Here is a 20,612-nt window from a genome sequence, read left to right on the forward strand (position 1 = left end):
CCGGGCGGATCCGTCCGCCCGGGGCCGCGCCGTCGGCTCAGCGCAGTGCGGCCGTCGCCTCGCGCAGCAGGCCCGCCACGATGCCGACCCCGTCGCGGGTGAGCACCGACTCCGGGTGGAACTGGAGCCCCGCGAAGCCGTGCCCGCGCAGCGCGTGCACGTCGCCGGTGACGGCGTCCCGGGAGACCTCGACGCCCTCCGCGGCGAGCCGCGCCGCGTCGGCCTCCGTGCAGCGCGCGGTGAACGTGTTGTAGAAGCCGACCGTGTGCTTGGTGCCGAACAGGTCGATCCGCTCCTGCGCCCCCTGGTAGGGGACGGCCTTGCGGCCCAGCGCGAGCCCGAGTTCGGCGGACAGCAGCTGGTGGCTCAGGCAGACCGCGAGCAGCGGCGCGGTGCGAGCGCCGGAGCGGACGGCGGCCAGCGCGTCCGCGACGATCGGCCGCAGCAGCACCATCTTGGGGTCGTCCGTGATCGCCGGGTCGCCCGGGCCGGGGCCGAGCACCAGCGCGCCCCGGTGCGCGGCGACCCGCTCGCGCAGCCCCGGCTCGTCGTAGCGGGCCACCGTCACCCGGTGGCCGAGCGAGCCGAGCAGGTGGGAGAGCATCGAGGTGAAGGTGTCCTCGCCGTCCACGACGAGGGTCGGCTCGGCCTCGGTGATCTCGGACGGCTGCTGCATCCGCAGCCAGAACGGCGCGAGGTCGGCCCGGCGGGAGTCCAGGGCGGCCTGCACCCGGTGGTCGTCGGCGAGCCGGGGCCCGACCGGGTGGGGCAGCCGGGCGGGCGCGGGCCGGGCGCCGATCGCGGTGAGCACCCCGGCGGCCTTGGCGTGGGTCTCGGCGACCTCGGACTCCGGGACGGAGTGGCGCACCAGGGTGGCGCCGACCCGGACGACCAGCCGGCCGGTGGCCGGGTCGATGTCGGCGGTGCGGATGCAGATCGGGGAGTCCAGCAGCTGCCCGCCGCTGGCGGCGCGGCCGATCAGTGCGAGCGCGCCGGAGTAGTAGCCGCGCCCGGTGGGCTCGTAGCGCTTGATCACCCGGGTGGCGTTCTCGACCGGGCTGCCCGTGACGGTCGCGGCGAACATCGTCTCGCGGAGCACCTCGCGGACGTCCATCGAGGTGCGCCCGCGCAGTTCGTACTCGGTGTGGGCGAGGTGGGCCATCTCCTTGAGCCGGGGCCCGAGCACCTGGCCGCCGAGGTCGCCGACCGTGCACATCATCTTGAGCTCCTCGTCCACGACCATGGTGAGCTCCTCCAGCTCCTTGGGGTCGTGGAGGAACTGGAGCAGCGAGTCGAGGTCGGAGCCGTCGGCCGGGTAGCGGTAGGTGCCGGAGATCGGGTTCATCACGACGGTGCCGCCGCTCTGCCGGACGTGCACCTCGGGGGAGGCGCCGACCAGCACCCGCTCGCCGGTGTGCACCAGGAAGGTCCAGTACGCGCCGCGCTCCTGCTCCAGCAGCCGCCGGAAGAGCGTCAGCGCGAGTTCGGGCCCGAAGTCCTCCAGCGTCGCGCGGAAGTCGCGCCGGATCACGAAGTTGGCGCCCTCGCCGTTGCCGATCTCGTCCCGGATCACCCGGCGGACGATCGACGCGTACGAATCGTCGTCGACGTCGAATCCGCCACCGGCAAGTGAGACCGGCAACTTCGGTAGGGCATAGGTGAATTCGGCCAACGGCAGGACGTGCTGCTCGGTCACCGAGAGGGCTTGCAGGGGGGTGTCGTCGTCGTGCGCCTCGAAGCCGCGCTCGCGGATCTGGCGGTACGGGACGAGTGCGAGCAGGTCGTGCACCGGCCCGCCGCCGGCGGGCGCTCCGCTGCGTACGGGCAGGTCGGCGAGGTGCTCGTAGCTGTCCACGGTGCCCAGCAGCACCTCGACGGTGTCCGGGCTGAGCCGGGGGGTGCGCCGGTGCAGCAGGGCGAACGCGGGAGCGTCGGGGCCGGTGAGACGGGAGAGCAGAGCGGCGGCGGTGGTCACGGGAACGGCATCCTTCCGGGTGGACTGATGGAGAGGCGGTGCAAGGTCCGCTCCCGGAGGGCCGTCTGCTCAGACAACGACGGCCGCCCCGAGGGGGCGGCCGTCGTGTTCGTCTAGGAACGCGCGATCGGTGGGCCACCCTTGGGGGAGGCCCACCACCAGGAGTGGGTGTGGGGCGCGTGCATGGGACCGAGCGTAGCGGATGTGTCGGGACGGGTGAGGGGCATCGAGGTTTTGTCCGAGATATGTCTCATCCCTCGGGCAAGAGTCACGAGTCACTCCTGCCACCCCGTAGCCTTGGCCGTGTGACCGCTACGACTGAGACATCGAGGGCTGCCCACTCCTGGCAGTCCCTGCCCGCGGCGCAGCAGCCTGAATGGCCGGACCAAGAGGCTCTGCGCAAGACCCTTGCCGAGCTCGCGGCCTATCCGCCGCTCGTCTTCGCCGGCGAGTGCGACCAGCTGCGCGCCAGGCTCGGAGCCGTGGCGCGCGGGGAGGCCTTCCTCCTCCAGGGCGGTGACTGTGCCGAGGCCTTCGACGGCGTCTCGGCGGAGCACATCCGCAACAAGCTGAAGACGCTGCTCCAGATGGCCGCCGTGCTGACGTACGCGGCCTCGGTGCCGGTGGTGAAGGTCGGCCGCATCGCCGGCCAGTACTCCAAGCCGCGCTCCAAGTCGACCGAGACCCGCGACGGCGTGACCCTGCCGGTCTACCGCGGCGACTCGGTGAACGGCTTCGAGTTCACCCCCGAGTCCCGCATCCCGGACCCGGAGCGCCTGAAGCGGATGTACAACGCGTCCGCCGCGACGCTCAACCTGGTGCGCGCGTTCACCACCGGTGGTTACGCGGACCTGCGCCAGGTGCACGCCTGGAACCAGGACTTCGTCCGCAACTCGCCGGCCGGCCAGCGCTACGAGCAGCTCGCCCGGGAGATCGACAACGCCCTGGCGTTCATGAGCGCCTGCGGCGTGGAGCCGGAGGAGTTCAAGGCGGTCGAGTTCTTCTCCTCGCACGAGGCGCTGATCCTCGACTACGAGACCGCGCTGACCCGCGTGGACTCGCGCACCGGCGAGCTGTACGACGTCTCCGGCCACATGGTGTGGATCGGCGAGCGCACCCGGCAGATGGACCACGCGCACATCGAGTTCGCCTCGAAGATCCGCAACCCGATCGGCGTCAAGCTCGGCCCGACCACCTCGGTGGACGACGCGCTCGCCCTGATCGAGAAGCTGGACCCGGAGCGCGAGCCCGGCCGTCTGACCTTCATCACCCGGATGGGCGCGGGCAAGATCCGCGACCACCTGCCCACCCTGGTGGAGAAGGTCACCGCCTCCGGTGCCAAGCCGGTGTGGATCTGCGACCCGATGCACGGCAACACCTTCGAGGCCTCCAGCGGGCACAAGACCCGCCGCTTCGACGACGTCCTGGACGAGGTCAAGGGCTTCTTCGAGGTGCACCGCGCGCTCGGCACCCACCCGGGCGGCATCCACGTGGAGCTGACCGGCGACGACGTCACCGAGTGCGTCGGCGGCGGCGACGAGGTCCTGGTGGACGACCTGCACCAGCGCTACGAGACGGCCTGCGACCCGCGCCTCAACCGCAGCCAGTCGCTGGACCTGGCGTTCCTGGTGGCGGAGATGTACCGCGGCCAGTAGGCCCGGTGCCCGTCGGATGTGACGAAGGCCCCTCCGGTTTCGGTGTCCCCGAGCCCGGAGGGGCTTTTTCGTACCCGTTCGGGCGGGTAAGGTAAGCCTCAGTGAACTAAGGCAAGCCTTAGTCAAGATCCATTCCGCTTCACCCCCGGGAGAGACCGCGATGTACGTGTGCATGTGCCATGCGGTCACCGAGGACCAGGTGAAGAAGGCGATCGACGCCGGTGCCGACACCCCCCGCCAGATCGCCAAGGGCTGCCGGGCCGGCACCGACTGCGGGTCCTGCGTGCGCCGCATCCAGGCGCTGCTCGGCGAGCACGGCGCCCGCCCCTGCCCGACCGCCCGGCTGGCCGCGAAGCTCGGCCTCGCGGACCCGCAGGCCCCGGCGGCGCCGGGCCCGGAAGCCGGCCGGGAGGCCGCCCCGGTGGTCCCGCTGCGGGCGGCCTGAGCCGGGAAACCGGGAGCCGGGAGTCGGGGGCCGGGCGTCCTCAGGACTCCGGCTGCTCGATGACCGTGGCGAGGTAGAGCGCCTCGCCGAGCTTCTCCAGCAGCTCCAGCTGGGTGTCGAGGTAGTCGATGTGGTGCTCCTCGTCGGCCAGGATGTCCTCGAAGATGTTCGCCGAGGTGACGTCGTTCTTGGCCCGCATCACCACGATCCCGCGCTTGAGCCGGTCGATCGCCTCGACCTCGATCTGCCGGTCCGCCTCGAACATCTCCTTGACCGTCTGGCCGATCCGGACGTGGAACAGCCGCTGGTAGTTGGGCAGCCCCTCCAGGAAGAGGATCCGGTCGGTCAGTGTCTCGGCGTGCTTCATCTCGTCGAAGGACTCGTGCCGGGTGTACTTGGCGAGCTTCGTCCAGCCGAAGTTCTCCTGCATCTTGGCGTGCAGGAAGTACTGGTTGATCGCGGTCAGCTCGGCGGTGAGCTGCTCGTTGAGGAACTCGATGACCTCGGGATCGCCCTGCATGGTGATGCCTCCTGCGCTCGTGCTGCCGGGTGTGCTGGGCATCCTGGCACCGCTTTGGGAGGAAATTCCAGTAAGTTCACACTCACTAGGACATGTGTCGGAATATCCGATTCATGATGAAACGTGCTGGTGGGTGGCCGATCACTGGTCCGTACGGGGTGGGGCGCGAGTCCTCACAAAGGGGCGCGCGCCGCGGCCTGGCCGCCGTCTGTCACCATGGATCCATGGGTCAGCCGAAACAGGAACCGCTTCCACCGCCTGACCCGAGGCTCCCCCCGGGCCAGCGCGCGCAGCGCGGCTGGCCCGCCCTGCACTACGGCCCGGTGCCCCGCTTCAAGCCCCTGACCTGGGACCTCCAGGTGTTCGGCGCCACCGCCTCGGCCGAGAAGCACAGCTGGGACTTCGAGGCCTTCAACGCCCTGCCGCGCACCACAGTCGTCGGCGACCTGCACTGCGTGACCAAGTTCTCGCTGCTCGGCAACGAGTGGACGGGCGTGTCGGCCTCCCTGGTGCTCGACCTGGTGCCCCCCGCGCCCGGCGTCACCCACGTCATGGTCTGGGCCGAGTACGGCTACAGCGCCAACCTGCGGCTGGCCGACTTCGCCGACCCGGACACCCTGCTCGCCACCCACCGCAACGGCGAGGCGCTCACCGCCGAACACGGCTTCCCGGTCCGGCTGGTGGTCCCGCGGCTGTACGCCTGGAAGGGCCCCAAGTGGGTGCGCGCCGTGGAGTACATGCGGGCCGACCGGCGCGGCTTCTGGGAGGAACGCGGCTACCACAACCTCGCCGACCCCTGGCGCGAGCAGCGCTACTCCTACCAGGAGGAGCCCGGCGACGGGCCGCTGCGCTGAGCGCCTCCCGCGGCCCCGGCGTCGCACGCCCGGCGGGAATTGTCAGGCACGCCCTAGAACAGCGAGAACTTGACCGTCACCACGCTGCGCTGCGGGCGCCGCTCGCCCGCCGCCGGGCTCTGGCCGGACGAGGTGACCGCGCCGAACACGTCCCAGCCGCTGGTCTGCATGGTGAAGCCCGCCGCCTGGAGCGCCTTCTGCGCCTCGTCCTTGCTCATCCCGGTGACGTTCGGGACCGGCACCATGCCCTTGCTGACCACCAGCGAGACCGCGCTGTTCTCCTGCAGCAGCTGCCCGGCCGCCGGAGAACTGCTGATCACCGAGCCCTCGGGCACGGTGTCGTCGTAGGTCTCGGTCACGCCGCCCCTGGTCAGCTGGGCGCCGGTCAGGGCCGTGGCGGCGTCGGCGGCGCTCCTGCCGGTGAGGTCCGGCACCGCGATCCGCTTGGGCCCCTTGGAGACGGTGACGGTCACGCTGTCGCTCTTGCGGGTGCGCGCCCCCACCCCGGGGTCGGTGGAGATCACCTGCCCGGACGGCACGGACTCGCTGAACACCTCGACGAACTTCCCGTGCAGGCCCGCCTTGTCCAGGACCCGCTGCGCCTCGGCCCGTTCGGTGCCGAGCACGCCCGGCACCGAACCGTACAGCCCCTCGGAGATCCCGTAGGTGGCGCCGCCGATCGCCAGCACCAGGGCGACCAGCGCGGCCGTCCAGATCAGCGGCTTGCGGGGGAGGCGGCGCGGCCGGCCCGTCCTGCGCCGGTGCTGCACCGGGGCCGGCTCGTCGTACGGGCGCGGCTCGGCGAGCAGCTCGTCCATCAGCTCCGGCGGCATGTCCAGCACGCTGGTGCGTTCCGTCGGCGGGGTGTCGGCGGGCCGCGGCAGCGACTGGATCACCGACGTCGGCTCGCTGGTCGGGTAGCGCGGGCTGGGCCGGGTGGAGGCCGGCGGTTCGGCGTCCAGCTCGGCCGGGGTGAGGGTGCGGCGCACCCGCTGGAGGGCGGCGAGCAGCTCGACCGCGTCGTACGGCCGGGAGTCGGCGGACCGGGCGCAGGCGCCGGCCACTATCGCGTCCAGCGCGGGGCCGACGGCGGGGGCGACCAGCGAGGGGGCCGGGACGTCCTCGTGCAGGTGCTTGTACATGACCTGGACGGGGTTGTCGCCGGTGTGCGGCCGGCGGCCGGTCAGCATCTCGTACAGCAGGATGCCGGACGCGTAGACGTCCACCCGCTGGTCGGTGGGGGCGTCCGGGAGGATCTGCTCGGGGGCCAGGTAGGAGACGGTGCCCATGACCGTGCCGCCGGTGGCGGTGGTGGTCGAGGTGGGCGCGCCGTCGGCGGTGCCGAGCACCCGGACCAGGCCGAAGTCCGCGACCTTGACCAGCCCGCCCTCGGTGATCAGCACGTTCTCGGGCTTGACGTCGCGGTGGACCAGCCCGGCCCGGTGGGCGGCGCCGAGCGCGGCGAGCACCGGCTCCAGCACGTCCAGCGCGGCCCGGACGGACAGCGCGCCGCGGTCGCGCAGCAGGTCGCGCAGGGTGCGGCCGGGCACGTACTCCATGGCGAGGAAGACGTGGCCGCCGTCCGCGCCCTGGTCGAAGACGTTGACCACGTTGGGGTGGGTGAGCTTGGCGACCGCCTTGGCCTCGCGGATGAAGCGGGCGGTGAAGCCCTCGTCGCCGGCCAGCGAGGGGTGCATCACCTTGAGCGCGACGACCCGGTCCAGGCGGGTGTCGGTGCCCTTGTAGACAGTGGACATCCCGCCGGTCGCGATGCGCTGCTCGACCCGGTACCGGTTGTCGAGCAGGGTACCGATCAGGGGGTCGTGCAGTGCCATGTCCACCCGGAGAGTCTAGTGCCGCGCCCGGCCGCGGGGCCCGGAGGACACCGCCGCCGGGCCCGGCTGTGCCCGGCTTGTGACACGCCGGGGCCCGGTCGCGGCCCCGGGCGCGGGCCTCAGAACGCGGGGCGCTCGCGGGTGTCCAGGTCGGCCCGGCCGGCCATCGCCGAGGAGGCCTCGGCGTGGAAGCGGCGCGGGATCCGGCCGGCCCGGTGGGCGAGCCGGCCCGCCTCGGCGGCGTGCCGCATCGCCTCGGCCATCAGCACCGGGTCCTGAGCCCGGGTCACCGCGGAGGCGAGCATCACCGCGGCGCAGCCCAGCTCCATCGCCAGCGCCACGTCGGAGGCGGTGCCGGCGCCCGCGTCCAGGATCACCGGGACGCCCGCGCCCTCCACGATCAGCTGGAAGTTGTGGGGGTTGCGGATGCCCAGCCCCGAACCGATCGGCGAGCCCAGCGGCATGATGGCGGCGCAGCCGACGTCCTCCAGCTTGCGGGCCAGCACCGGGTCGTCGTTGGTGTACGGCAGGACGGTGAAGCCGTCGTCGACCAGCGTCTCGGCGGCGTCCAGCAGCTCGATCGGGTCGGGCAGCAGGGTGCGCTCGTCGGCGATCACCTCCAGCTTGACCCAGTCGGTGCCGAGCGCCTCGCGGGCCAGCCGGGCGGTCAGCACCGCCTCGCCGGCGGTGAAGCAGCCGGCCGTGTTGGGCAGGACCCGGATGCCGTTGCGGGTCAGGACGTCCAGCACCGAGCCCTGGGTGCCGGCGTCGACCCGGCGCATCGCGACGGTGGTCAGCTCGGTGCCGGAGGCGAGCAGGGCGCGCTCCAGGACCTCCAGGCTGGGCGCACCGCCGGTGCCCATGATCAGCCGGGAGGAGAAGGCCGTCCCGGCGATGGTCAGCAGGTCGTCGGCCATGGTTCAGCCTCCTTGCACGGCGGTGAGGATCTCGATCCGGTCGCCGCTGCCCAGCGTCGTCGCGGGCCACGAACCGCGCGGCACCACGGCCTCGTTGAGCGCGGCGGCGACACCGGTGTTGGCGGCGCTGACGGAGGCCACCACCTCGGCGAGGGTGGTCGTGGCGGGCAGCCGGCGGGGCTCGCCGTTGACGGTCAGGGCGATCTCGTTCGCAGTGGGCTCGGTCATGCGGAGGCCTTCGTCGTGGAGCGGTCGGGGGAGAAGCGCAGGGGCGTGAACGGCCTCGCGAGCTCGGGGACTTCGCCGGTGGCCAGGTACTCGGAGACCAGGTCGGCGGTCACCGGGGTGAGCAGCACGCCGTTGCGGTAGTGGCCGGTGGCGGCGACCAGGCCGGGCAGTGCGGTCGGTCCCAGCAGCGGGGCGTTGTCCGGCGAGCCGGGGCGCAGGCCCGCCGAGGTCTCCACGAGCGGGAGTTCGGTGATGCCGGGGATCAACTCGTGGGCGTCCCGCAGGAGTTCGTACACCCCGCCGGCGGTGACGGTGGTGTCGTAGCCCTGCTCCTCGGTGGTCGCGCCGATCACCAGCTCGCCGTTCTCGCGCGGGACGACGTACAGGTGCTGCCCGCGGACGACCGCGCGCACGTTGCGGGAGAGGAACGGCCGGTAGGCGTCCGGCACGCGCAGGCGCAGGATCTGGCCCTTGACCGGCCGGATCGCGGGCAGCACGCCCTCCGGCAGACCGGGCAGCCGGTGGCTGTGCGGGCCGGCGGCGAGCACGACCTGCCCGGCGGTCACCGTCTCGCCGGTGCTCAGCCGGGCGCCCACCGCGCGGCCGCCCTCGACCAGCAGCTCGACCGCCTCGGCCCGGTGGAGCAGGACGTTCGCGCGCTCGCAGGCGGCGTACAGGGCGGTGAGCAGCCGGCGGGGGTCGACCTGGTGGTCGTCGGCGACGTGCAGGCCGCCGCGCACGGCGGGGGCGAGCATCGGTTCGAGCCTGCGGGCCTCCCGGCCGGTCAGCCAGGTCGAGTCCAGGCCGAGGCGCTGGTGGAAGGCGTGCAGTTCGCGCAGTTCCTCGCGGTCGTCGGAGTCCTGCGCGACGGCGATCGTGCCGCAGCGGCGGTAGCCGGTGTCCAGGCCACCGCTCGCCTCCGTCAGCTCGGCGGCGAAGTCCGCGTACCGCCGGTTCGAGGCCATCCCGAGGCGCAGCAGCGGTTCCTCGCCGTACTGGAGCTCGGTGACCGGGGCGAGCATCCCGGCCGCGACCCCGGCGGCGCCGCGGCCGTGCCCCGGGTCGACCACGATCACGTTCCCCGGTCCGCGCCGGGCCGCGCGCCAGGCGACGGCGAGGCCGATGACGCCCCCGCCGATCACCAGGACGTCCGTGCGGGCGCCCGGTAGCAAGCGTGACAAAGCTGCTCTTCTCCCTTCGCCGGTATGACCCGGATCAGGTTCGGACGGTCGCGGGCCGTGTCAGCCCGCCTCTCAGCCCGGTCCGCCGGGCTCCCGTGTGGTGCTCCCACCTTAACGCCGGGGATCGGCCCGGCCGAAGGCCCGTACGCGGGGCGGACGTGCGGCCGGCCGGGGCGGGCGGCCCGCGGCCGCCGGGCGCCCGCTGAGTACAGTGACGGGCGTGGCAGAGCAGAGCGGAACGGATCGGGTCGTCGTCGTCGGAGCCGGGCTGGCCGGGGCGCAGTGCGCCCTCAAGCTGCGGCAGGGCGGCCTGCGGGGGCGGATCACGCTGGTCGGCGAGGAGCCCCGCGCGCCGTACGACCGGCCGCCGCTCTCCAAGGACGTGCTGCTCGGCAAGGCCGACTCCACCGCCCTGGACATCGACTACGGGCAGCTCGGCATCGAGCTGCTCACCGGCCGCCGCGCCACCGGCCTCACCCCCGGCGTGCTGCACACCGACGCCGGAGACCTCCCGTACGACTCGCTGGTGATCGCCACCGGCGCGGTGCCGCGCGCCCTGCCCGGCGCCGAGCGGGCGCACCTGCTGCACACCCTGGACGACGCCCTGGCGCTGCGCGCGCTGCTGCGCCCCGGGCTGCGGCTGGTGCTGGTCGGCGCGGGCTGGATCGGCGCCGAGGTGTCCACCGCGGCCCGCGCGGCCGGCTGCGAGGTGACCGTGGTCGAGGCGGGCCCGGCGCCGCTGCCCGGCGCGCTGCCGGTGGAGATCGGCTCGGCGATGGCCGCCTGGTACGAGCGGGCCGGGGTCGAGCTGCGCTGCGGGGTCGGGGTGGCCGCCGTCGAACCCGGCGCGGTGCTGCTGGCGGACGGCTCGCACCTGCCCGCCGACGAGGTGGTGGTCGGCATCGGGGCCCGCCCCGCGACGGGCTGGCTGGCCGGTTCCGGGGTCGAGCTGGACGCGACCGGCGCCGTCGTCGTGGACGGGCGGCTGCGCACCTCGGTGCCCGGCGTCTTCGCGGCCGGCGACTGCGTCAGCTATCCGTCGGCCCGGGCCGGCGTCCGGCTGGCCGTCCAGCACTGGGACCACGCCCTGCAGTCCGGCGAGGCGGTGGCCGCCGCCGTCCTGGGCGCGGACGCGCCGGCCTACGACCCGGTGCCGTACTTCTGGTCCGAGCAGTTCGGGCGGATGGTCCAGTACGCCGGCCGGCACGCCGAGGGCGACGAGCTGCTCCGGCGCGGCGGCCCGGGGGACGCCGACTGGTCGGTGCTGTGGCTGCGCGACGGCGTGCCGAGCGCGCTGCTGGCGGTGGACCGGCCGCGCGACCTCACCCAGGGACGGAAGCTGATCGAGCGCGGTACCGCCCTGGACCCGGCCCGCGCGGCCGACCCCTCGGTGCCGCTGAAGTCGGCGGTCGCGGGGTAGCGGCTGGTGCGCGGTGGGCCGCGGAGGTGGCAGTCTGGTGGCGTGAGTGAGATCGAAAGCAAGATTGAAGCCCTGGTCCCCGAGTGGATGTACCTCCCCGACATCTCGGAGCAGTGGGGGGTGCGCGTCACCGAGGTGCGCGACCTGGTGAAGAACGGCGGCCTGATCGCCGTCCGTCGGGGCCCGAACAAGTCGCTGCAGGTCCCCGCCGCGTTCATCGACGGCCCGGGGCTGGTCAAGCACCTGTCCGGCACCCTGACCGTGCTGCGCGACTGCGGGTACAACGACACCGAGATCCTGGAGTGGCTCTTCACCGAGGACCCGTCGCTGCCCGGCAGCCCGATCCAGGCGCTGCGGGAGAACCGCGGCACCGAGGTCAAGCGCCGTGCCCAGGCGATGCTGATCTGATGGCGGTGGACACGCCGCGCGCCCGCCTGGCGGACGCGCGCCTCTACCTGTGCACCGACGCCCGCCGGGAGCGGGGCGACCTCGCCGAGTTCCTGGACGCGGCGCTGGCGGGCGGGGTGGACATCGTCCAGCTGCGCGACAAGGGCCTGGAGGCCAAGCAGGAGCTGGCGGCCCTGGAGGTCCTCGCCGACGCCTGCCGCCGGCACGGCAGGCTGCTGGCCGTCAACGACCGCGCCGACGTCGCCCACGCCGCCCGGCCGGACGTGCTGCACCTCGGCCAGGACGACCTGCCGGTGCCGGCCGCCCGGGCGATCCTCGGTGAGGACGTGCTGATCGGCCGCTCCTGCCACGCCGAGTCCGAGGTGGACGCGGCGATCGCCGAGCCCGGGGTGGACTACTTCTGCACCGGCCCGGTCTGGCCGACCCCGACCAAGCCGGGCCGCCCGGCCCCGGGCCTCGGCCTGGTCTCGTACGCGGCGGAGCGGGACACCGACCGGCCGTGGTTCGCGATCGGCGGGATCGACCTCGGCAACCTGGACGAGGTGCTGGCCGCCGGTGCCCGCCGGATCGTCGTGGTGCGGGCCATCACCGCGGCGGAGGACCCGCGGGCGGCCGCCGCCGAGCTGTCCCGCCGGGTGCGCGCGGCCTGACCCGCCGCCCCGGGCCGTGGGCCGCCGCCGTCCGTCAGTACTTGCGGACGGTGGCGGCCTCGGCCAGGGCCAGCAGCACCGTGCGGGCCCGCTCGTCGGCCAGCGGCGCCGCCTCCAGCGCGGCCAGCGACTGCCGCATCAGCTCCTCGATCCGGCGCTCCACCAGCTCGGGCGCACCGCTGCGGGCGACCAGCGCGCGCAGCTCGGCGACCTCCGGGGCCGCCAGGTCCGGCGCGCCCAGCCGCTCGTCCAGGTGCCGGGCATCGGCGGCTGGCAGGCCCCGCATCGCGTGCGCGACCAGCAGGGTGCGCTTGCCCTCGCGCAGGTCGTCCCCGGCCGGCTTGCCGGTGACGGCCGGGTCCCCGAAGACGCCGAGCAGGTCGTCGCGCAGCTGGAAGGCCTCGCCCAGCGGCAGCCCGAACGCCCCGTACGCCTCGACCAGCTCCGGTCCGGCGCCGGCCAGCAGCGCGCCCACCTGGAGCGGCCGCTCGATGGTGTACTTCGCGGACTTGTAGTGCAGCACGGTCTGCGCGCGGTCCAGCGCGCCCTCGTCCGTCGAGTCGCCGGCCACCGGCTCCAGCACGTCCAGGTACTGGCCGAGCATGACCTCGGTGCGCATCAGGTCGAACACCGGCTTGGCGGCCAGGACGGCGGCCGGCTCCAGGCCGGAGCGCAGGAACAGCTCGTCGCACCAGATCAGCAGCAGGTCGCCGAGCAGCACCGCGGCCGAGGTGCCGTACTGCTCGCGGTCGCCGCGCCAGCCGCTGTCGCGGTGCAGCGCCTCGAAGCGGCGGTGGACCGAGGGCAGGCCGCGGCGGGTGTCGCTGCGGTCCATCAGGTCGTCGTGCACCAGGGCGCTCGCCTGGAGCAGCTCCAGGGCGGCGGCCGCGTTGGCGATCGCCTCGCCGGTCGGGCCCCCGGCCGGGCCGCCGGCGCCGCGCCAGCCCCAGTAGCAGAAGCCCGGGCGCAGCCGCTTGCCGCCGTCCAGCAGGAAGTCGCGCAGCGCGTCGGCGGCGGGCGCCAGCCGGGGCGAGATCGTGCCGAGCAGCACGGACTGGCCGTCCATGAACGCGGCGAGCGCCGCGTTGACACGGGTGCGGACGTCCTCCACGTCCATGGGGTTGGCCGCACTGATGGCCGCACTGGTGGCCGAACCGGGGTTGGCCGGCCGGGTGCTGGACGAGGTCACGATGGGGCTCCGCTGCTTGTCTGGGGTGCAGCAAGCGTAGCGGTGCGACTGGGAACGGGTGTGCGAGCGGGCCCGCCGGGGGTGCCGGGGGAGGTGCTGCGGAGGTGGTCCGGAGCGGACCGGAACACCATCCACCAGTTGTCTCAATAGGTGGAATCCGGTTGTCGGGCCCCTTCGAACGCCGGATAGCCTGCCAGCATGGCACTCGGAATCGCTTCCACGAGAACGGATCGCGCACTGACGGTGCGCGAACTCCTGGCGGCCGGCAAGCGCTCCTTCTCCTTCGAATTCATGCCCCCGCGCACCGAGGCGGGCGAGCAGAAGCTCTGGGACGCCATCCGCCGGCTCGAACCGCTGGACCCCAACTTCGTCTGCATGACGTACGGCGCCGGCGGCTCCTCGCGCGAGCGCACCGTCAACATGGTCGGCCGGATCGCCACCGAGACCACCCTGACCCCGGTCGCCCACCTCACCGCGGTGGACCACTCGATCGCGGAGCTGCGCAACATCATCGGCCAGTACGCCGACCAGGGCGTGCGCAACGTCCTCGCCGTCCGCGGCGACCCGCCCGGCGACCCGATGGGCGAGTGGGTCAGCCACCCCGAGGGCGTCACCTACGCGTACGAGCTGGTGGAGCTGATCAAGGGGATCGGCGACTTCTGCGTCGGCGTCGCGGCCTCGCCGAACATGCACCCGCGCTCGACCGACTGGGACGAGGACATCCGGCACTTCGTGGCGAAGATCCGCTCCGGGGCCGACTACGCGATCACCCAGATGTTCTTCGAGGTGGACGACTACCTGCGGCTGCGCGACCGGGTGACGGCCGCCGGCTGCGAGACGCCGATCATCCCGGAGATCATGCCCGTCACCAACGCCAAGCAGCTGGAGCGCTTCCCGCAGCTCAGCGGCTCGGCCTTCCCCGCCGAGCTGGAGGCGCGCCTGCGGGCGGCCATCGACGACCCGGCGGCGCTGCGGGCCATCGGCATGGAGCACGCCACGGCGATGGCCGAGCGCCTCCTCGCCGAGGGCGCGCCCGGCCTGCACTTCATCACGCTGAACCACTCGACGGCCACGCTGGAGATCTACCAGAACCTGGGGCTGCACCGGCGCTGACCGCACCGGGCCCGGGCCGCCTCCGACGCCGGGCGTTCACGGGCCCGTCACCGTACCGACGGTGGCGGCTCGGTCGTGTGCGGCCGGTGCCCGGAGCGGTGCGCGGGGCCTCGGGAACGCGATGCGGTACCCCGGCCGTTGAACCGGTACAGTCGCCGCACACGCGCGGCGCACACGCGCGGGCACGACTGGAGGTAGCGGGCGGATGGGCATCGGATACCTGCTGCTGTACGCCGCGTTGGCGGTGGTGGCGCTCTGGCTGGTCGCCGAGGTGCTGCTGCAGAACCGGGCGCCGCTGCACTGGCGGATCCTGGCCCTGGCGGGCTTCCTGGGGGTGGCCGCCGGGATGTCCCTCGGCTCGGTCGTGGTGATCGGGGCCGGCGCGGCGCTGTTCGCGGTCGGCCAGACGTTCGTCACCCTCTCGGTCAAGCGCGGCTACCAGGCCGGCTGGTCCCTGCGGAAGGCCGACGGCAGCCTGCCCGGCCCGCTCGCCAAGGTGCCGCTGCTCGGCGCCCTCACCGGCGGCGCCGCCGCGGTGGCGGCCGCCGCGGCCACCAGGAAGCGGGTCGGCGAGGTCAGCGCCGTCGAGGAGTCCCCGGCCCCCGTCCCCGTTCCCGCCGCGGACCCGGTGTCCGCGGCGGTGCCCGACGAGGTGCCGGAGGTCGAGCAGACCGCCGCCTTCGAGATGCAGGAGCTCGCCCAGGACGGCGTCTACGCCCCCGCGTACTACGAGCAGCAGCAGCCGCAGGTCCAGCAGCAGCCCCAGGACCCGTACGCCGCCGCCTACCAGGCCGGCTACGACCAGCAGCAGTGGCAGACCCAGCAGCAGCCCGCCTTCGCCTACGACCAGCAGCAGGCCTACGGCGGCTACCCCCAGCAGCAGGACCCGTACGGCGGCTACCAGCAGCAGGACCCGTACGCGGGCTACCAGCAGCCGCAGCACCAGCAGGCCTGGGACCAGCACGGCCAGTCCCAGCAGCAGCCCCAGCAGCAGTGGCAGCCCCAGCCCGACCAGCACATCCAGGGCATCCCCCAGCAGCCGGTGTACGACCCGAACCACGGCTACCAGCAGCAGAACACCTGGCACCAGGGCTGACGCCCGAGGCCGGGCACGCGCCCTAGCTAGGCCGGGCCGATCAGGCCCGCGGTGATGCAGGCCGACATGCCGACGCGGGCGAGGCCGCCGCCGGGGTGGGCGTTGCCACCGACCAGGTAGAGGCCGGGGACGGGGGACTCGTTGGCGGCCTTCAGCCACGCGCCCGCGGAACCGGCCAGCACCGGGCGGGCGACCGCGCCGCCGAGCGCTCCGGTCTCCCGGCGGGTGTCCTCCGGAGTGCGCACCACCCGCCACAGCACCCGCTCGCGCAGGCCCAGGCCGGCCGCGTCCACGTGGGCGAGCAGCCGGTCGGCGTAGCGGTCGGCGACGCCCGGGGCGGTCCAGTCGACCGCCCCCTGGGCCGGGACGGTCGCGGTCAGCACCACGCTCTCGTGGTCGTCGTCGGGGCGCAGCGCCGGGTCGTCCGGGCGCAGCACCTGGACGGTGGGGCGCTCGCAGGGCGGGGCCGAGAGGGTGAGGGCGTTCGCCTCGGCGGCCGGGTCGGCCGCGTGCACCACCGTGCGGTGCGCGGTGCCCTCCGGACGGGCGCCGCGCAGGGCGAGCAGCACGCTGAAGCGGCCGGGCACCCCCTGAGGCTCCCAGTCCTCGACCGGCATCCCCGGCCACTCGGCGAGGCCCCGGCGGTAGAGGGCGGCGGTGTCCATCGCGGAGACCACCAGGTCCGCGTCGATCCGGCCGTCCGCCGTCTCGACCCCGGTCGCCCGGCCGCCCTCGACGACCACCCGGGTGACCGGGGTGTCGAAGCGGAACTCGACCTTGCGCAGCTCGCAGCGGCGGAACACCGCGTCCGCGAGGGCCCGCAGGCCGCCCCGGACGTACCAGACGCCGAAGGACTGCTCCATGTACGGCAGCACGGTGGCCCCGGCGGGCGCCTCGGCGGGATCGAAGCCGTACCGGACGGCCGGCTCGAACAGCAGGGCGGTCAGGCCGGGGTGGCCGTCGAGCTCCTGCGCGGCCACCCGCCGCAGGGACCAAGGCTGCGCGCGGCGCAGCCGGGCCAGCCCGGTGCGCGGCGGGACGGGGTACGGGTCGGTGCCCAGCAGGGCCCGGTCGGCCGCGGACGGGGCGCCGCCCTCGGCCGGCAGCGGCTCCTCCAGCAGCGGACGGCGGGTGGCCTCCCAGACCGTCCGGCCGTGGTTCATCACCGCGCTCCAACGGGCGCCGGCCCCGGCGCCGAAGGCGGCGTCCAGGGCCTGGCTGACGCCGCCGCGGGAGGCGTTCGGCAGGGTGACGGCGGTCCCGTCGGGGAACAGGTGCCGGCTCTCCGGGTCGACCGGGGCCAGCTCGACCAGCTGCTCCAGCGGCTCCTTGCCGGTCTTCAGCGCGAGATCGCGGTAGACCGCCGGGAGGGCGAGCAGGCCGGGACCGGTGTCGAAGGCGAAGCCCTCGCGCTCGTACCGCCCGACCATGCCCCCGTACGTGCCGCTCGCCTCGCAGACCGTCACCCGGTGGCCGAGGGTCGCCAGCCGGGAGGCCGCCGCGAGCCCGCTCATTCCTGCGCCGATGATGACGATCTGTGCCATGGCCCCGATCCTAGGGGGCCGCCCGGCCGATCATTCCCGGCTGCCGAGCCGATCGGCGAGACGTCCCCGGGGCGCCGCCTGCGCGCCTCCCGCCGCCCGGGCGGCCCGGCGTTCGCGGCGGCGGGCCCGGAAGGCGCGGATCTTGCTGATCGCCAGCCAGACCAGCAGCAGGCCGATGGCCAGGACCACGGCGGCGGCGGTGGCGGCCAGCCAGGGGTGGAAGATCGCCAGGGTGACCAGGCCGGCCACCGAGAGGTCCTCCGTCATGCTGACCACGATGTTGCTGGCCGGCTCGGGGGAGGTGTTGACGGCCATCCGCAGCGAGGCCTTCACCAGGTGGCTGACCAGGGCCGAGGTGCCGCCCATCGCGCCGGCCGCGACCTCGCTGAGCGAGCCGGGGTCGTTGCTCGCGATCAGCACGCCGACGGTGGCGCCGGCGATCGGCCGGATCACCGTGTGCACGACGTCCCAGACGCTGTCCACGTACGGGATCTTGTCGGCCACCGCCTCCAGCGTGAACAGCAGGCCGGCCACGATCAGCACGTCCGTGCGCTCCAGCGCCTGCGGTACCGAGTCCGTGTCGGCGAACCTGCCCAGCAGCCCGAGCAGCAGCACCACCGCGTAGGCGTTGATGCCGCTGGCCAGTCCGCTGGTGAAGATCAGCGGCAGGACGGTCATCGCTTCCCCCTCCTCGTCATGGCTTCCCCCTCCTCGACCGGCGGGCCCGCTGTGCCGTGCCCGGCCCCGGCCGTACCGTACCGGCACCCGGGACGCCGTGGACACACCGCGTGGTTCCGGCGGCCGGCGGCGCGGCGGTCTGAGTACGGATACTCAGATCCGCGGTTGAGTACGTCAGCGGATGGCCTCCGACCTGCGGGGACGGGAGAGTGGTGGCACCCGGGAGGGCGGCGCGTCGGGCGCCGGCCACCCGGGCGGCGGATCCGTTCCGTCTCCCGGCCGCGAACGCCGGGAGAGGCGGCGGACGGACCGTCACGGGGCTGGTCACGGTTCCCGCACCGCCGACACGGGGCGGCGGAGCGGGCCGGGGGGAGACCGGCCACCGGGGGAGCTCGCCACCGCCGACCGGGGGGCCCGGCGGAGCGACGGCACGGCGGCGGCGCGGAACCGGAAGAGGACCGCGCCCGCCGCCGCTACGCCTTTCCCGGCCCGGCCCGGCGCCTTCCGGCCCTGCCGGACTGTCAGTGGTGCCGTTCACGATGGAAGGGCACGGACCGCCCGGTCCGAGCGCTGCCTCGGAACGGGGGAGACCATGACCGTCAGCCGTCCTGAGCCCGTCACCGCCCGCCTCCACTCCGCCGCCCTGCCGCACGTGCCGGGCCCGTCCGCCGGCCGCGCCGCCGGGGCGGACGTCCACCCGGTGCTGCGCCGGGTCGCCGCGCCGCCGGCCGCCCTCGACCTGCTCGCCGACGCCCACCGCACCCTCGCCCGGTCCCGCGCCCTGGAGGACCCGCTGGAGCGCTACGCCACCGCCCACCTGGCCGCGCTGCGCACGGTGGCGGCCGTCCTGGCGGTGCGCGGCCGCCCGGAGAAGAGCCCGCGCCGCCGCAAGGCCATCCGCAGTGCCTGGGAGGTGCTGCCCGAGGTGGCCCCGGAGCTCGCCGAGTGGGCGGTCTACTACGGGGCCGGCGCCCGCCGCCGGGCCGCCGCCGAGGCGGGGATCAGGGGTGCCGCCTCGGCCCGCGAGGCGGACGACCTGATCCGCAACTCCGCCCTCTTCCTCCGCCTGGTGGAGCGGCTGCTCGGCCTGCACGGCGCGCCGCCCCAGGCCCGGCTGCCGCTGGACGGCGGCGAGCCGCCGGGCGCGGGCGGCGCCACCGCCGGGCCGGTCTAAGGTGGAGGCATCCTGATCGAACTGCACGTGCCAAGGAGCCCCACCTTGTACCCGACGCGTCCCCGCAGTGCCCTGCGTACCGCCGTGGTGTGGGAGGTGGTCCGGGCGGCCCTGGAGAAGCGGGCGGCCGAGCTGGACCAGCCGGTGCTCGACGTGGTCGACACCGGCGGCGGCACCGGGAACTTCGCCGTGCCGGTCGCCAAGCTCGGCCACCGCGTCACCGTGGTCGACCCGAGCCCGGACGCCCTGTTCGCCCTGGAGCGCCGCGCCGCCGAGGCCGGTGTGACGGACCTGGTGCGGGCCGTCCAGGGGGACACCCAGACCCTGCCCGAGCTGGTCGCCCCCGGCAGCGTGGACGCGGTGCTCTGCCACGGCGTGCTGGAGGTCGTGGACGACCCGGCCGAGGCGCTCGGCAGCCTGGCGGGCGCCCTGCGCAAGGGCGGCGTGGTCAGCCTGCTGGCGGCCAACCGCAACGGCGCCGTGCTGGCCCGCGCGCTGGCCGGCCACTTCAACGAGGCCCGCACGGTGCTCTCCGCCGCCGACGGCCGCTGGGGCGAGCAGGACCCGATGCCGCGCCGCTTCACCGGCGAGGAGCTGGGCCGGCTGGCCGAGGCCGCAGGCCTGCGGGTGGAGTCGGTGCACGGCGTACGGGTCTTCGCGGACCTCGTCCCCGGCGTGCTGGTGGACACCGAGCCGGGCGCGCTGGACGCGCTGCTGAAGCTGGAGGAGGCCGCCGCCGCGCAGCCCGCCTTCCACGCCGTGGCGACCCAGCTGCACCTGCTGGCGACCCTGGCCTGAGGCGCCCCCGCAGGCCCACGCGCCCCTTCACGAACTCTCACACCGGCGCACGGATTCTTCGCACCCCGTACGGCGGCGGTTCGTGCTCCGGACGCCCGCCGGTCGCCCGTCCGTGAGCCGTCCGCGGCCCCGTCCGGCGGGGCCGCGGCGGGCCGCTCCGCGGCGAACCTGCCCAGGTCCGGGACGATTCCATCCGATCGGGCACTTGTCCGGGGCGTGGCGCGTTGACACCGGTGCGGCCGTCCCCGCTCGAAGTGGCCCGTCCCACGCGGCGCAGACCACCCCGTAACGGGCCCACGGACCGTATGATCTGGGTAAAGCCGGAAAGCATGACAGCCGGACGCGTGGGGCATATGGACGACACGGGCCGGGTCCCCCGCACGGGCGTCCGACCGTGTGCCCCAAGGCTGATTGGACTTGCCTCCCCGACCGGGGTGGGCGGACCGGTCGCATCCGCGACCGACGAGTAGGAGGACTCCGTGCCGCTCTCGGAGCACGAGCAGCGACTGCTCGACCAGATGGAGCGAGCGCTGTATGCCGAAGATCCCAAATTCGCGTCTGCGCTTGAGGGAACCGGTCTGCGCACCTTCACCCGCCGGCGGGTCTACCTGGCCGTGGCCGGCTTCGTGGTGGGCATCGGCCTGCTGATGGGCGGCATGGTCGTGCCCGACCAGATCTGGGTCAGCGTCGTGGGCTTCCTGGTGATGCTCGGGTGTGCGGTGTTCGCCGTGACCGGCTGGCGCCGCGGTCCCGCGGGCCAGGCCGCCGGGGCCCGCCCGGCCGCCGCCCCGCGCCGCAAGGCCGGGATGATGGACCGGGTGGAGCAGCGCTGGCAGCGCCGCCGGGACGAGCAGACCGGGGGCTTCTGAGCCGTCCGGCCGACGGACGGAGCCAACGGACACGAAGCCGGGGCGGGCAGTCGATCGACTGCC

Annotated in this window: 20 protein-coding genes and 1 riboswitch; of the genes, 11 read left to right on the forward strand and 9 right to left on the reverse strand. The window is 74.2% G+C overall.

The window, feature by feature from the left end:
• Positions 1-37: 37 nt before the first annotated feature.
• On the reverse strand, positions 38-1,975 hold the full coding sequence (locus tag ACWD4P_RS33840) for an anthranilate synthase family protein (protein ID WP_449782270.1): 1,938 nt from the start codon (positions 1,973-1,975) through the stop codon (positions 38-40).
• A gap of 245 nt (positions 1,976-2,220) precedes the next feature.
• Here ACWD4P_RS33840 and ACWD4P_RS33845 point away from each other — a divergent pair, with 245 nt between their 5' ends.
• Both ACWD4P_RS33845 and ACWD4P_RS33850 read left to right on the forward strand, forming a co-directional pair.
• Entirely contained in the window at positions 2,221-3,630 is a 1,410-nt protein-coding gene (locus ACWD4P_RS33845; protein ID WP_449782271.1) for a class II 3-deoxy-7-phosphoheptulonate synthase, read from the forward strand.
• Positions 3,631-3,790: 160 nt separating this feature from the next.
• Positions 3,791-4,075 carry a (2Fe-2S)-binding protein gene (locus tag ACWD4P_RS33850; RefSeq protein WP_359822772.1) on the forward strand — a complete coding sequence of 95 codons (285 nt, stop codon included), beginning with the start codon at positions 3,791-3,793 and terminating at the stop codon, positions 4,073-4,075.
• Positions 4,076-4,115: 40 nt separating this feature from the next.
• Here the strand turns inward: ACWD4P_RS33850 and bfr are convergent, their stop codons facing one another.
• Complete coding sequence (bfr, locus tag ACWD4P_RS33855) at positions 4,116-4,595, reverse strand: bacterioferritin (protein WP_049655380.1); 480 nt, start codon at positions 4,593-4,595, stop codon at positions 4,116-4,118.
• 224 nt (positions 4,596-4,819) lie between these two features.
• On the opposite strand from bfr, the gene ACWD4P_RS33860 reads away from it, so the two are divergent.
• Positions 4,820-5,449, forward strand: a complete 630-nt coding sequence (locus ACWD4P_RS33860) for a molybdopterin-dependent oxidoreductase (protein ID WP_359822775.1) — start codon at positions 4,820-4,822, stop codon at positions 5,447-5,449.
• 53 nt (positions 5,450-5,502) lie between these two features.
• Here ACWD4P_RS33860 and pknB read toward each other — a convergent pair whose 3' ends face one another.
• The 4 genes from pknB to thiO form a co-directional block, all read right to left on the reverse strand.
• Positions 5,503-7,284 (reverse strand): Stk1 family PASTA domain-containing Ser/Thr kinase, encoded by a 1,782-nt coding sequence (gene pknB, locus ACWD4P_RS33865; protein ID WP_449782278.1) that lies wholly within the window; start codon positions 7,282-7,284, stop codon positions 5,503-5,505.
• A 119-nt stretch (positions 7,285-7,403) separates the two neighbouring features.
• A complete protein-coding gene (locus tag ACWD4P_RS33870) occupies positions 7,404-8,201 on the reverse strand; it encodes a thiazole synthase (RefSeq protein WP_359822777.1) in 798 nt (265 codons plus the stop codon).
• A 3-nt stretch (positions 8,202-8,204) separates the two neighbouring features.
• Positions 8,205-8,429, reverse strand: a complete 225-nt coding sequence (gene thiS / locus ACWD4P_RS33875) for a sulfur carrier protein ThiS (protein ID WP_359822780.1) — start codon at positions 8,427-8,429, stop codon at positions 8,205-8,207.
• On the reverse strand, positions 8,426-9,610 hold the full coding sequence (gene thiO / locus ACWD4P_RS33880) for a glycine oxidase ThiO (protein WP_449782272.1): 1,185 nt from the start codon (positions 9,608-9,610) through the stop codon (positions 8,426-8,428). Before thiO ends, thiS begins: the two co-directional genes overlap by 4 nt.
• Positions 9,605-9,717, reverse strand: a riboswitch (TPP riboswitch). It overlaps the preceding gene by 6 nt.
• A gap of 113 nt (positions 9,718-9,830) precedes the next feature.
• Here thiO and ACWD4P_RS33885 point away from each other — a divergent pair.
• Genes ACWD4P_RS33885 through thiE form a run of 3 tightly spaced genes read left to right on the forward strand, consistent with a single transcriptional unit; the run spans position 9,831 to position 12,088 of the window.
• Complete coding sequence (locus tag ACWD4P_RS33885; RefSeq protein WP_449782273.1) at positions 9,831-11,030, forward strand: NAD(P)/FAD-dependent oxidoreductase; 1,200 nt, start codon at positions 9,831-9,833, stop codon at positions 11,028-11,030.
• A gap of 42 nt (positions 11,031-11,072) precedes the next feature.
• Positions 11,073-11,438 (forward strand): Rv2175c family DNA-binding protein, encoded by a 366-nt coding sequence (locus ACWD4P_RS33890; protein WP_359822787.1) that lies wholly within the window; start codon positions 11,073-11,075, stop codon positions 11,436-11,438.
• A complete protein-coding gene (gene thiE, locus ACWD4P_RS33895; RefSeq protein WP_359822790.1) occupies positions 11,438-12,088 on the forward strand; it encodes a thiamine phosphate synthase in 651 nt (216 codons plus the stop codon). The genes ACWD4P_RS33890 and thiE overlap by 1 nt, the downstream gene beginning before the upstream one ends.
• A 34-nt stretch (positions 12,089-12,122) precedes the next feature.
• Here the strand turns inward: thiE and ACWD4P_RS33900 are convergent, their stop codons facing one another.
• Entirely contained in the window at positions 12,123-13,277 is a 1,155-nt protein-coding gene (locus ACWD4P_RS33900; RefSeq protein WP_359822793.1) for a polyprenyl synthetase family protein, read from the reverse strand.
• Between the two features lie 198 nt (positions 13,278-13,475).
• Between ACWD4P_RS33900 and metF the strand changes: the two genes are divergently transcribed.
• Positions 13,476-14,390: a methylenetetrahydrofolate reductase [NAD(P)H] gene (gene metF, locus ACWD4P_RS33905; RefSeq protein WP_359822795.1), complete on the forward strand. Its 915-nt coding sequence runs from the start codon at positions 13,476-13,478 to the stop codon at positions 14,388-14,390.
• A 205-nt stretch (positions 14,391-14,595) separates the two neighbouring features.
• A complete protein-coding gene (locus ACWD4P_RS33910; RefSeq protein WP_449782274.1) occupies positions 14,596-15,486 on the forward strand; it encodes a hypothetical protein in 891 nt (296 codons plus the stop codon).
• Positions 15,487-15,512: 26 nt separating this feature from the next.
• On the opposite strand, the gene ACWD4P_RS33915 is transcribed toward ACWD4P_RS33910, so the two are convergent.
• Together ACWD4P_RS33915 and ACWD4P_RS33920 are read right to left on the reverse strand one after the other, a co-directional pair.
• Positions 15,513-17,030, reverse strand: coding sequence for a phytoene desaturase family protein (locus tag ACWD4P_RS33915; protein ID WP_449782275.1), 1,518 nt, complete (start codon positions 17,028-17,030; stop codon positions 15,513-15,515).
• Between the two features lie 30 nt (positions 17,031-17,060).
• Positions 17,061-17,708 carry a DUF4126 domain-containing protein gene (locus ACWD4P_RS33920; protein WP_449782276.1) on the reverse strand — a complete coding sequence of 216 codons (648 nt, stop codon included), beginning with the start codon at positions 17,706-17,708 and terminating at the stop codon, positions 17,061-17,063.
• 592 nt (positions 17,709-18,300) lie between these two features.
• Between ACWD4P_RS33920 and ACWD4P_RS33925 the strand changes: the two genes are divergently transcribed.
• From ACWD4P_RS33925 to ACWD4P_RS33935, 3 genes are all read left to right on the forward strand, one after another.
• A complete protein-coding gene (locus ACWD4P_RS33925; protein ID WP_449782277.1) occupies positions 18,301-18,882 on the forward strand; it encodes an SAV_6107 family HEPN domain-containing protein in 582 nt (193 codons plus the stop codon).
• 45 nt (positions 18,883-18,927) lie between these two features.
• A complete protein-coding gene (locus ACWD4P_RS33930) occupies positions 18,928-19,680 on the forward strand; it encodes a methyltransferase domain-containing protein (RefSeq protein WP_359822809.1) in 753 nt (250 codons plus the stop codon).
• A 479-nt stretch (positions 19,681-20,159) separates the two neighbouring features.
• The gene (locus ACWD4P_RS33935) at positions 20,160-20,549 is read left to right on the forward strand and encodes a DUF3040 domain-containing protein (RefSeq protein ID WP_359822811.1); all 390 of its coding nucleotides are present in this window, start codon (positions 20,160-20,162) and stop codon (positions 20,547-20,549) included.
• Positions 20,550-20,612 lie beyond the last annotated feature (63 nt).

Source organism: Kitasatospora sp. NPDC002543 (assembly GCF_053594915.1).